General features: G+C 52.1%; 9 protein-coding genes. 4 read left to right on the top strand and 5 right to left on the bottom strand.

What is annotated here, in order from left to right; all coding sequences use genetic code 11:
- Positions 1-167 precede the first annotated feature (167 nt).
- Positions 168-740 carry a cupin domain-containing protein gene (locus ACTJJJ_RS02965; RefSeq protein ID WP_188930826.1) on the top strand — a complete coding sequence of 191 codons (573 nt, stop codon included), beginning with the start codon at positions 168-170 and terminating at the stop codon, positions 738-740.
- 70 nt (positions 741-810) lie between these two features.
- On the opposite strand, the gene ACTJJJ_RS02960 is transcribed toward ACTJJJ_RS02965, so the two are convergent.
- The 4 genes from ACTJJJ_RS02960 to ACTJJJ_RS02945 all read right to left on the bottom strand — a co-directional run bounded on the left by ACTJJJ_RS02960 (position 811) and on the right by ACTJJJ_RS02945 (position 5,530).
- Positions 811-1,230 (bottom strand): SRPBCC family protein, encoded by a 420-nt coding sequence (locus ACTJJJ_RS02960; protein WP_188930828.1) that lies wholly within the window; start codon positions 1,228-1,230, stop codon positions 811-813.
- A 118-nt stretch (positions 1,231-1,348) separates the two neighbouring features.
- On the bottom strand, positions 1,349-2,389 hold the full coding sequence (locus tag ACTJJJ_RS02955) for an LLM class flavin-dependent oxidoreductase (RefSeq protein WP_188930830.1): 1,041 nt from the start codon (positions 2,387-2,389) through the stop codon (positions 1,349-1,351).
- A 155-nt stretch (positions 2,390-2,544) separates the two neighbouring features.
- A complete protein-coding gene (locus ACTJJJ_RS02950) occupies positions 2,545-5,190 on the bottom strand; it encodes an ABC transporter permease (protein WP_229221698.1) in 2,646 nt (881 codons plus the stop codon).
- 1 nt (position 5,191) lies between these two features.
- Positions 5,192-5,530, bottom strand: a complete 339-nt coding sequence (locus ACTJJJ_RS02945) for a PadR family transcriptional regulator (protein ID WP_188930832.1) — start codon at positions 5,528-5,530, stop codon at positions 5,192-5,194.
- 214 nt (positions 5,531-5,744) lie between these two features.
- Here ACTJJJ_RS02945 and ACTJJJ_RS02940 point away from each other — a divergent pair, with 214 nt between their 5' ends.
- The 3 genes from ACTJJJ_RS02940 (at position 5,745) to ACTJJJ_RS02930 (ending at position 9,748) form a co-directional block, all read left to right on the top strand.
- Complete coding sequence (locus ACTJJJ_RS02940; protein ID WP_188930834.1) at positions 5,745-6,815, top strand: helix-turn-helix domain-containing protein; 1,071 nt, start codon at positions 5,745-5,747, stop codon at positions 6,813-6,815.
- Positions 6,816-6,919: 104 nt separating this feature from the next.
- Positions 6,920-9,307 carry an outer membrane beta-barrel family protein gene (locus ACTJJJ_RS02935; protein ID WP_188930836.1) on the top strand — a complete coding sequence of 796 codons (2,388 nt, stop codon included), beginning with the start codon at positions 6,920-6,922 and terminating at the stop codon, positions 9,305-9,307.
- A 108-nt stretch (positions 9,308-9,415) separates the two neighbouring features.
- Entirely contained in the window at positions 9,416-9,748 is a 333-nt protein-coding gene (locus tag ACTJJJ_RS02930; RefSeq protein ID WP_188930838.1) for a YciI family protein, read from the top strand.
- Positions 9,749-9,809: 61 nt separating this feature from the next.
- Here the strand turns inward: ACTJJJ_RS02930 and ACTJJJ_RS02925 are convergent, their stop codons facing one another.
- Positions 9,810-12,338: a phosphocholine-specific phospholipase C gene (locus ACTJJJ_RS02925; protein ID WP_440701419.1), complete on the bottom strand. Its 2,529-nt coding sequence runs from the start codon at positions 12,336-12,338 to the stop codon at positions 9,810-9,812.
- Between the last annotated feature and the right edge of the window lie 180 nt (positions 12,339-12,518).

Here is a 12,518-nt window from a genome sequence, read left to right as displayed (position 1 = left end):
GAAAATTAGTTTTGAATGCCTGAGCAATCCTGAAAACATTCAGTCATTCGGTCATTCCTTAAATCTGCAATTGGCGCAAAGTGTCACATTCCTGTCGCAAAATGTCACGGATTACCGGCAGCGGCCCAGGTTATTTTGTATCATCAATCAAAACTAGTCAAAATGCCATGGAAACTTTTACCGAACAGGAACTCATCGAAACGAAGGCACTGCAACGCATCATCGCCAATCCGGAATACACCGTCACTTTCCTCACCACAGCCGCCGAGAGCGGTAACCGACTGACAGACATGGAGATCGAGCTGCGCCCCGGTGGCGGCAACGGCCTGCACAAGCATTTGAATTTTACGGAGACATTCATTCCCATCGAAGGTGCTCTCGAAGTGCAGATTGGGAAAAACAAACTATTACTCGAACCCGGCGAACAATACACGGTACCCATCGGCATGCCGCACAACTTCGCTAACCCCGGCAGCAAGCCTATCCGCTTCCGCGTCGTGATCGAGCCGGGCCATAAAGGATTTGAATATTCATTACGAATGCTTTACGGCCTCGCTAACGACGGCAGGGCAGAAATAAGGACCTGGGACGATCTTCTGCGCGCATCCGTAATCCTGATGATCTCCGACATGCGTCTTTCCGGCACAAAGGCATTGATCAACCCGTTCCTCCCATTCCTCTACCGCCTTGCGCGCGAGAAAGGGTACGACCTGGATATGATCAAAAAGTATTGTATTTAGGTAAACAAAACAGCGGCCCGGTCGTGCTGACCGGGCCGCTGGCCTGATAAGTTGTTAAGATCCGGAAGATCTACTGTTCCGCATATTTCTTGAAGTTGTCAAGAATCGCCTGCCAGCCAGCCTGCTGAAAATCAACCGGATGCGTATTTTCAGGATCGAATACTTCTACAACTTTGGTTCCGTCGCCTTGCTGTTCGAACGATACCGTCACTTTGCGGCCGTCGCCCATGGTATAGGCCAGGTAGCGATTTTCCTCCACTTCGGTATAAGTACCGCCAAAATCGAAGCTGAAACTGCCATCCTTCGCTGCCATGGTGGTTTTGAAATCTCCATCTACACGCACATCGTTTTCAGCAAAAGGCGCATGCCAGTCGTCGGATGCGAAACACCATTGGGTGATATGCTCCGGCGCAATCCATTTATTCCATACGTCCGCTACCGGTGCATTGATATTCGCTTGTACTGTTACAGGTTGTGTTGTCGCTTCCATTTCTCTTTGTGTTTTTTATTGATGATTGATGTTACAAAGTTGCCGGGTTTCCGGGAAACGGAGCGATGCCTGTTGCGACAAAAAGCGGGTGCATTTGCGTCACCCGCTCAAAAAAGCGTCATGAATTAACTGCCAGAGCCTTTTTTACCGCCGGAGCAACGTGCGTTCCGAGCAGTTCGATCGACTTCATAAGGTCCTTGTGCGCAGGCGCACCCACGTCCGTATGCATGAGAAAGCGCGTGAGGCCAAACATCTCCTGATGGTACAATATCTTATCCACCACCTCATTAGGCTCGCCTACGAACAATGCGCCGTCGCGACCTTGTCCGCCTTCGAACTGGGCACGAGTGTAAGGGGCCCAGCCACGGCTGCGGCCCACCCGGTCCATCTGCGCAGCATAAGAGGGAAAATACGTATCGCTCAACGCCTTCCCATTCAGCCCTACCAATCCGTGCGAATGCGTAGCTACCTGCATTTTCGCCGGATCGTGGCCGGCCTCCAGATATTCAGTTTTATATAGTTCAAAAAACGGCTGGAATTGCGACGGCATACCACCGATGATCGCGATAATCAGCGGCAGGCCGAGCCTTGCAGCGCGCACTACCGATTGCGGCGTGCCACCAACTGCCACCCAGATTTCCAGTTTGTTGTTCACGGCCCGGGGCAATACCTCCTGCCTGTCGAGCGTCGCGCGGAACTTCCCTTTCCAGGTGATCACGTCATTTTCATTGATTTCCTTTAACAATTGCAGCTTTTCGGAAAACAGGCCATTGTAATCGTTCAAATCGTACCCAAAAAGCGGAAACGACTCGATGAAACTACCCCTGCCCACCGTGATCTCCGCACGGCCGCCCGAAATGAGGTCGACGGTCGAGAAATTCTGGTAAACGCGTACCGGGTCCGCCGAGCTCAATACCGTCACCGAGCTGGTTAGTTTGATGTTTTTGGTAACCGAAGCCGCCGCCGCGAGAATGATCTCGGGCGTCGAAACGGCGAAATCCGGCCGATGGTGCTCGCCTATTCCGAACACATCGAGCCCGACCTCATCGGCCAGTTTGATTTCTTCCAACATATCCCGCAAGCGTTCTTGCGGCGACTGAAAAGAGCGGGTGGCGTCATTAAAAGCCAAATCCCCGAACATACTGATTCCTATTTCCATGATGTTTGCTAAGTGCTGATTTTCGTTTGTGCGGGACTAAAACCCACCCAATTATCAAACCAGCAACACCAAATATAGATTCCAGAATCGGGCCGTCGACCCGGTATCCAAAAGTATACTGCCGATGGCTAACCACCGACTAACCGCGCCGCGGCCTACTCACTCCGCAAACTCCTTACCGGATTCATCATCGCTGCCTTAACCGACTGAAAGCTGATCGTAAACACGGCGATCAGCACCGCAACAACCCCGGCCAGCGCGAACATCCACCATTCGATATCGATCTGATAGGCAAAACCTTGCAGCCATTGTTTCATAATATACCAGGCTACCGGGGAGGCCAGTACGATCGCCATCAGCACCAGTTTCAGAAAATCTTTGGAAAGCAGACCCACAATACCCGCCACCGACGCGCCCAGCACTTTACGCACGCCGATTTCCCTGGTACGCTGCTCGGCGGTGAATGTGGCCAGCCCAAATAGCCCGAGGCAAGAAATAAATATCGCCAGAAAAGCAAAGTAACCCGCCAACTTCCCGACGATTTGCTCACTCTGGTATTGGCGTGCATACTCCTGGTCCGTAAATGCATAGGTAAATGGCACTGCCGGGTTGAGTTTCCTGCAAATGCGCTCGATAGCGTCCAATGTTTCGGGTGTTTTGCCAGCCTGGATGCGAATCACGACACTTCCCTGCGGCTCGCGGGCACCCAGGTAGGCGATCAGCGGACGAATAGCATTGTGCAGCGACTGGAAGTGGAAGTCCTTCAAAACCCCTACAATGCGGACTTTCGATCTGCCCCAGTTGATTTCCCGGCCGACCGGTTCTTTAAGCCCCATTACTTTCACGGCCGTTTCGTTGACGAGCACTCCCGATGAATCTGTTGGAAATTCCTTGGAGAAATCACGGCCGCCGGCCATTTTCAGGTTCATTGTTTTGGTAAAATCATACCCTATTCCCACCGGCGTGAACCTCACCTGGTCATTCGGGTCGCTGCCGGGCCAGGTAATGCCTTCGGTACCGTTGCCGTTGGAAGCGGGCGTGGCGGTCATATGCGAAACCTGCTTTACCCCGGGAATTTGTGTCAATTGTTCTTTCAACAGATTAAATTTATTGAAAAGCTCCCCTTCGATCGGGAAATAGACCAGGTTTTCACGGTCGAATCCAAGGTTTTTGCTTTGCACAAAACCTACCTGCCTGTAAATGATGATCATCCCGACGATCAGGATCACTGACAAGCCGAACTGGAACACCACCAGCCCCTGCCGCACCCACACCGAGCTGGAATCGAATTTTAACGCGCCTTTGAGAATGCGCACCGGATTGAGCGACGACAGGAACAGTGCCGGATAGCTGCCCGCCAGCAGGCCTGTCGCAACGAGCAAGCCCACGATCACTCCCCAAAACGACGGCTGCGACCAAGGTAGTGCCATTTGCTTGCTGGTGAGGCTGTTGAATGCAGGTAACAGCAATGCCACCAGCAGGACGGCCAATACGGCCGAAAGTCCGGCGATCAAAAGCGCCTCGCCCATGAACTGACCGGCCAGCATCGAACGCATCGCGCCCACCACCTTCCGGACGCCCACTTCCTTCGCCCGGCGCGCCGAACGCGCGGTCGCAAGGTTCATGAAGTTAATGCAGGCGATCAGCAGGATAAATACCGCCACGAAGGTGAACAACTGCACATACTCGATGCGCCCACCGTCCATTTTGTCACCTTTGATGTTGCCGTTAAGATAATATTCCTGAAAAGGCTGCATGGCAAGCTGCGTTTTATACGGCTTGCCCCCGTCGCGGTTGGTCTTGTCGAGCAAGTGGAGCATTTTGGCTTGCACTTTCGCAGGATCGGCGTCTTTCCGTAGCTTGAAAAAAGTGAGCGGATCGGTACTGCCCCAGTCTTTGGCCCAGCCATTGTCGTCGACATAGGCATCCCAGGTCATCAGGCAGTCGAATTGAAGCGTGCTGTTGGCCCCGATATCCTCAAAAACGGCCGACACGGTCATTTCCTTGCGGTTATCGAAGCGGATGGCCTTCCCTATTGCGGCCTCCGGGGTTCCGAAGAACGCCCCGGCCATCTTCCGCGAGATGGCTATGTTGCCGCGGTCGCGCAATGCGCCTTCCGCAGTGCCTTGCAACAACTTGTAGCTAAACATCTTGAAAAAATCGCTGCTTGCCCAGTTTGCAGCCTGCTTATGGATCTTGCTGCCAACAGAGAATGTGTGCTGGTTGGTCCACGAAAATGGCGTAGTCATCTCGATTTCGGGCACCGACTTTTTCAATTCCTCGGCAAGCGGCCCGGGCGTCCAGATTACGGCCTGCACCTTGCCGCTGAAATACTCCCGCATGTAAATTCGGTAGAGCTGGTCTTTGTTCGTATGAAACGCATCGACGGCTCGTTCGTCGCGGATCCAGAGCATGATCATCAGGCTGCAAGCCATCCCCAGCGCGAGGCCAAAGACATTAATAGCAGAAAAAGTTTTGCTTTTGAGCAGGTTACGGAAAGCGATTTTGAAATAATTATGGATCATGGCCGGGCTGAATGAATAGGTTTCGGAATAGTCGGTTGCGCGTTTCGGGCGGGCGAGGGGCCGCATAAGCCGGAGCGCCGTAAGTGCATATTTCCGGTCGGCGGCACGTTTGCCCAGGCTTTGCAGCCACCAGGCATACATTTCGAGCATATCGCCCTGTAATTCTTCCCGGGCATCGGGATGCGACCAGCGCGATAGCAGCCAGGCAGCCCAGCGAGGCGGGCCGACTGGGCGGGGCCCAGCGGGGCCCGGATCAGCATGTTGCTTCGGGTTCATATCAATTGCCCATTAATTGGAGTGTCTGCGGCGACATCGCATTCCATAATGTCTCCCTCGCTTCTTTCACGTCCCGCAAAGCCTTGCGGCCAAACGCAGTAACGCGGAAAAACCGTTTGCGCCTGCCGCCCCGCTCGGCAGTAGCCCCGCCCATTTCAGACGACAGGTACCCTTTTTCTTCCAGCCGCTGCAAGGTTGTGTGCACGGTACTAAACCCGACAGCGCGCCCGGTTTTCTGGTCAAGCTCCTGCGCGACAGTCACGGCATAGGCTTCCTCCGCCAACACCGCGACCGTCAGCAGTATAACCTCTTCCAGTTCACCCAAAAATGTTCTTTTCATGGCCAAAAGTATTTATTCCGATTATGTCGAGCAAATGCCGTGCCAAATTTGAAAAATATCCTCCAAGGCCTTCAAAACGGTGTTTTTGTGAATTTAAACTGCCGGTTGCATGTCCGATTCCGAACATCCGTGGTATCAAACCGGACAAGTGGCAGATACGGCTTGAAAACCGGTTGCCAAACAGTTACATTTGGAATACAATCGGTCTTGCATCATGAATATAGGTAAAGAGATCCTGTTCTTTTTCAGTGCGCTGGGTGCTTTCAACGGCATTCTTCTAGGGATATTCCTGCTATTTTTCACCCAAAAAAAATACCTCGCCAACAGCTTCCTAGGTGGCTTGCTACTGGCGTCCAGCATCCGGATCGCCAAGTCGGTATGCCTGTATTTCGATGGGGCCTTGCCTAAAATTTATTTGCAAATAGGCCTTTCCGCCTGTTTTTTCATCGGACCGTTTTTGTACTATTTCGTGCGTTCGGCTGTAACGCCGCTGGAAAAACTGCCTAAAAGCTGGATATGGACGCTCATAGCCTTCGCAGTAGTTACCCTGGGTGTGGGCATGGCGTGGCCTTACGAACAGTACCCGGCCTTATGGAACAAGGTGATTGCCAGGGCGATATATGTGCAATGGTTTGGCTTTCTGCTGGCTTCGGGGATTCTGGTCCGGGGTTTGCTCCGAAAACAATTCAGCCGCTCCTATACCATGAAGCCCGCAGAGACCTGGATTTCGATGATCTTCCTGGGTAATGTGCTGATATTCCTTTTGTACTTTTCTTCGCTGATCAACGCGCCGTTCGCGTCGTACATCAGCGGCTCCATTGCCTTCTCGCTGATCCTTTACCTGATGATCACGCTGGTGATTTACAAAAAGAAGACCGACGAGCTGTTTTTGCTTTTGCCTGATAAACCGGCCGCGAAAAAGCTCAATGAAAGCGATGCCGGAATATGGCTCGACAGGCTGGAAAAGGTCATGACAGAAAAAGCAGTTTACAAAAACCCGGACCTTAAACTACACGACCTTTCCCGGGAAATACAGATTTCGGGCCACCAGCTCTCGGCATTGCTGAACGACCGGCTGGGTAAGAATTTCACGACGTATATCAATGAGTGGCGCATCGCCGAGGCTTGCAAAATGATCGCCACGGAGCAACACCTTACATTGGAAGCAATCGGTTATGAGGTGGGTTTTAATTCCAAATCGACCTTTTTTGCGGCATTCAAGAAGGTTAAAGGAGCCACGCCGTCGTCTTATCAACAAACTATCAATCAACCGATTGCTGATTAACACAGTACTGATTTATAAATCCGTACTCCTGATTCGCCTTTTACATACCTCCGGCAACGGCCGACTTTGGATTTTTGCTTCAAATCAGATCCATCGTATCCGCCATGAAGTTTTCCGGTATCCTTATCCTCATTGTTTTTCTTTTTACTAAAAACTCCATTGCCCAAAGCCGCTACTCGGTTTCGGGTAACGCCGTCGGGGCAAACCGGCAGCAGGTCGCCGTTTACGCCCGGCTGCTGGCGCTGCCCGATTCGGCGCTTTTGCAAGGCGCCCCGTTCGAAGACGGCCGCATTGTTTTCACCGGCATCGACCACGAAACGGTTGCACTAAGAGTCAGCGGCATTGGTCTTACCGACACGCTCATCGTCATCCGTCGGGAAGGCCGCACGCATATTGACCTCGGCACAATCCTCCTGCATGAGCACGTACAGGCGCTCGCGGACGTAACCGTCCGCGGGCAGGCGCCGCTCGTGCGGCAAGGCACGAACGGAACCACTGAGGTACAGATTGCCGGCAGCATTCTGGCAGGCAGCACGTCGGCCAGAGAACTGCTCGAAAGGTCGCCGGGCATTATTTTCGCCGAAGGGCGCGCGGGTGTTGCAGGGCGCGGCGAAGCATTGATTTTCCTGAATGGGCAGGCCATCAGCTACGAGCAAATGGCCGCCATCCCGGTGAGCCGTATCACCCGCGTGGAGGTGATCCCCAACCCGTCGGCAAAGTACGATGCCGAGGGCAAGGCGGTGATCAATATCGTTACAAAACCGATCGTTAATGCCGGCATGACAGGCTCGGTAACCCAGCAATACGCCTATACCAAATTCGCGGGCAGCGAACTCAATACCCTTGCCGATGCTCAATATATGCACAACCGGCTCTCGCTCCAAGCTAACTACGCCCTGCAGACCGGCAACAACCGTGAAGTGCTGCATACGATGCGCACCCGCCCCTCTCCCACCGAATACCTGCATTCAGACCTCACCACCGACTGGCAACGCAAAATGCGCAACTACTCCAATTTCGGTGCGGGCGTGCAGTTCAATTTGAAAGAAAACAGCTATTTATCATTGACCTACAAAGGCAACCTGAACAGCCAGGGCGGCAGCCAAAACAGCAGCAATGCGCTCACCGACGTTTCGGGAAGCAGTTTTTACCAAAGCCGTATTGCCAAAGATGAAGAACGCTGGAACCATGCCCTTACCCTCAATTTCCATCGGGCGCTCGACACGCTGGGCTCCGCATTGTTCGTCGGCAGCCAGTATGCCCGTTTCAAAACCGACCAGCACGACAGAATTGCGGAAACCAGCCTCAGCGGCGACAGTACCGGCCTCCGTAACCTGCTGAACGACGTGCTGGTCCGCATCAGCATTTCAAGCACCCAGTTCGATTACACCAGAGCATTCCGCAACGGCCATAAGCTGGAAACCGGCGCGAAATTCAGCTTTGCCGACAATGGCTCGGGTACCGGCTTTATGATTTCCACAGAAGATGGCCCTTTCCTGCCCGATCCGACTCTTAGCAGCAATTTCCGGTACCGGGAAAAAATCCCAGCGGCTTATTTGAATTACCAGGGAAGTTTGAAAGATAATGTGCAATTCGGTGCGGGTGCGCGCGGCGAGTACACTACCTACACCCTCAACACTACGGCCCGGGGCGGACAGAATATCGGGGACAAGTATTTCAATGTTTTTCCCAATGTATTTATCAGTAAAAGCTTCGCTAATGGCCTGCAAAGCCGCATTTCTTACTCTTCCAAAATCACCCGCCCACGTTACCAGGCCCTCAATCCGTTTGTAATTTACCAGGACCCTTTTACGACGATCGAAGGCAATCCCAATATGCAGCCCGAGAAGATTCATACTTTTGAAACCGGTGTGCAGTACAAGCAAATCGACGTCCGCGGAGGTTATACCTACACGAAGGACAAAATCAGCGGCGCCGCATTACGCGGAGATTCGCCGAACAGCTACATTCTCAAAGGTATTAACCTCGCAAAGGAACATTCCCTTTTCCTCACCGCCTCGGCCACATTCAACATTAACTGGTGGAGCACGACCAACACGGTAACCATCAGCCGCAACAAACTGGTTGACAATGAATACGGCTTTGAAATCCTCAAACCCAGGCCTCAGGTTTATGCTTACACCAATAATGCTTTTGATGTAAATCATCTTTTCAAAATCCAACTCGTGGCCTGGTACCTCAGCGAGAGGTCACAGGGACTTTACCATGATTTCAGCCGATCGACCGTAACCGTTGGCGTGGAGAAGGATTTTTTCAGGAACACATTGAAAATCAGGCTCACGGCCAATGACATTTTTCACAAAAGCCATGTTCACGGCAAATACAGCGTGGGGGCGACCAATATTTACTATCACCGCACTTACTCCACCGCATATTTCGGGATGAGTGCCTCGTACCGTTTCGGGCGGTCGTGGAAAATTACATTTAATAGTAAGTCCACCGGTGAAACGGAGCAGAACAGGGCGCGGTGACACAAGTGTCATTTGTAGTCATTAAATAGTGATTAAAAAGGCATTTCGGAGGCATTCGGATTAAAGCTAGTTGCTACTTTTGAAGCATTCTCTTCAACCTGAAAAACTATGAAAAATTACATTGTCATTTTCCGTGAGCCGGACGGTCGGCAGGGCACCCACACCGAAGAAGAAATCGCCGCACACCGCGAAAACTGGGCGAAATGGTTTGCAGAATGGGGGGCGAAAGGCAAGCTCGCGGGCGGCAGCGGATTGACGCTCAACGGCCGGATTATCAGGGACGGACAAGCCAGCGAAGGCATTCACCAGGTCGGTACCGAAATCGTCGGAGGCTTTCTCCTACTCAAAGCCGAAGACCTGGACGAAGCCACCGCAATCGCCGCCAGCTGCCCGATTTACGAGTTCGATGGCTACGCCGAAGTAAGGGAAACGCAGCAGTAATAGCTTATCATCGCCGGACTAGTGCTTTAAGCCTAACCCGGCGATTTCTTGATGTTTTCAATCAAATTTTGCTCATAGCGTGGGCCATGCACGGGTCGGTCACACTTTCTTTCCCCGTTTCCACACGTCCGGCGAAACGCCTCAACAAGTCACCGGAGCCAGGATCGACGTTAAAGTCATACCATTGGTGGCTTTGTGCCGTGGGGACAAGCGTTTTCACTGTTGCTTCACCGGCCAGGCTTACTTCGATGTTTTTCTGCTGATAGCTGTTGTCAACAATATGCAGCTTTAAAGATTTTTTCCCGTTGTTCACAGCAACAAGCTCCACCTCACCCGTCGGCTTGCCCTTTTTATCCAAAACATACCCACAAGATACCGCCACGTCCGGTTCCTGTGCATTACCCGCAAACTCGCGGAAATAACCGTTGGGACCATATACCCGCAAATGGTACCTTCCATTTTCGAAACCGGTCAGCTTGAAGTTTTCCGTCAGCGTATCGCCCGCTTTCACGGCATAATTCCAAACCCGCAGCACTTCGCCTTCATAAGGGTTCATGGCATAAATGATAAAAGGCGCTCCGGCTGATTTTGGGCCAAATACCTTATTCCCGGCATGCATGCGGATCTCGAAAGCACTTTTATCCGCTGAAAGCGCACCATTCACATGCAGTTCGTAAGGAAGCGCGACCGAGGGCCTTGTACCGGGTTCCTGTTTGGGCAAAAATGGCGATCCGGCCGGGCTTGCATTGATCTTACCAATTTCTGCTGCATTGAGCGCCTTGAAATTCGCAGGCACGTCCTTGAACTGTGCTTTGTGAATGGTCGTCAGGATTTCTTCGCGGTTTACCGGCTTCGGTTTTTTGTAGGCAGAGGCATCGAAAGGCTGGAAAACCGCGCTGATATTCCCACAGACCGTCCGGCGCCATTCCGTAATATTGGTTTCACGGACCTGTTTCTTCGATTTATGGCTCGTAAATTCTTCCAGAAACTGAATAATGGAGGTATGGTCAAAAACCTGCGAGCATACCTTCCCGCCCCTCGACCACGGCGATGCGACCACCAGCGGTACCCGGAAGCCTAATCCGATCGCACCGCCCCGTGCATTCGCCTTGGGCACCTGGGTTTCGTCCTGTTCCAGCGTTACATATTCGGCTTTGATATCAATACCCGCAGATACTTTTCCTGCATTCGCCTTCAATGGGTCGGGGATAGAAAATGGCGGAACGTGATCGTAATAGCCATCATTTTCATCATAACAAAGAATAAATATAGTCTTCTTCCACACTTCTGGATTTTTGGTGAGGATATCGAGTGTCTCGGAAATATACCATGCTCCATACCAGGGCGCCGACGGATGATCCGAGAAATTCTGGGGCGCTGCCAGGTACGAAACCGCTGGCAACTTGCCTTCTTTCACATCCTTGCGGAACTGGAAGAAGATATCGCCTTTCGGCATATCGATCTTCTTGCCCAAATCACCCTCTTTGTAAAACATGGACGAAAGTTCGAGGTAATCGGGGTCGTTACGGTTGGTTACGAATGCATTGCGGTGCAGTTCCTGCTCAAACACCGAAAGTTTCCTGAAATTCTCTTCGCTATGCTCTGCCAAATCCGTTTCCAGCCTTTCAAGCAGCGCATTCCGCTGGTCCCACGACTTCGTCAGTTTGTCCTTTTCCGCGCCGGTTGCCGCTTCTAGCTTTTCCTTCAATGCGGGCAGGTCCTTTTTGATCTTCTCCACTTCCAATTGTGCATAGTGGATAAAATCCTTCGAAAACTTCACCCGATACTGCGCGTAACGCTCCAAGGGATTACATCCGAAATTGCTCAGCCACGAGCCTTTTCCTGGGTGGAACTGCATCACCGCGCCCACTTCATTCTGATAAAACTTCCAGCTGATACCGGCTTCCTGCATACGTTCCGGGAAGGTCTTCCATTTCACGGGTTTGTTGATGGAAAAATAGCTGTTCCGCACCACCGCCAGCGAGTCCATTTCCGGCTTTTCACGGATCGTACCCGACCAGAGATAATAGCGATTGGGATGCGTGGGCGTCATCGACGAGCAGAAATTCTGGTCGCAAATCGTAAATGCATCGGCCAGCGCGTAGTAAAACGGAATGTCTTCGCGGTCGTAATAGCCGAGCGTCAGCGGCATTTCGGCGTATTCCTTATGGCCAGAACGTTTGGAACTGAGCCATTTATCATATTTCCCGCCATTGTAGGCGTCCACCTGCGACTCGCGCGAGTGCGGCAGGTCATGCATCCAGGTGGCTTTGGTATTTTTAATATCGAGGCGGAACGGCGCGTAGGTATCGCCTTTCAGGTCGGTTTGCAGCCACACCTTGTTCTTATTCGGCAGATCGATCGCACGCGGGTCGTTGAAGCCGCGCACGCCCTGCAATTTGCCGTAACAGTGATCGAACGATCGGTTTTCCTGCATTAGGATCACCACATGCTCGGCGTCGAGGTAGGTCGTACCGGGGGCCGGGCTGATTGCCATCGCCCGCTGCACCGACTCGGGGAACAAACTCGCTGCGCCTGCGCCGCCAGCGAGCATAGCAGCCTTTTTAATAAAATCTCTTCTTGAATCCATTGGGTTTAGTCTGGGTGGTTGGTAAAAATGTACAAGTAATGTGGGCGGCAAAATTACTGATCCGGGTGTCAGAGCGGGGTTATGGGAGTGTTAAGAAAATTTGGAAAAAATCCAGATGGGTTGTAAAAATTCCAAAACATGCATACATTTGTTGCATACTCAATTGTTCCTTCATTCCTT

The sequence above is a fragment of the Dyadobacter sp. 22481 genome, from assembly GCF_052044875.1.
GTDB lineage: Bacteria > Bacteroidota > Bacteroidia > Cytophagales > Spirosomataceae > Dyadobacter > Dyadobacter endophyticus.
The sequence above is the reverse complement of the archived record's forward strand: the minus strand, read 5'-3'. Positions and strand labels throughout refer to the sequence as shown.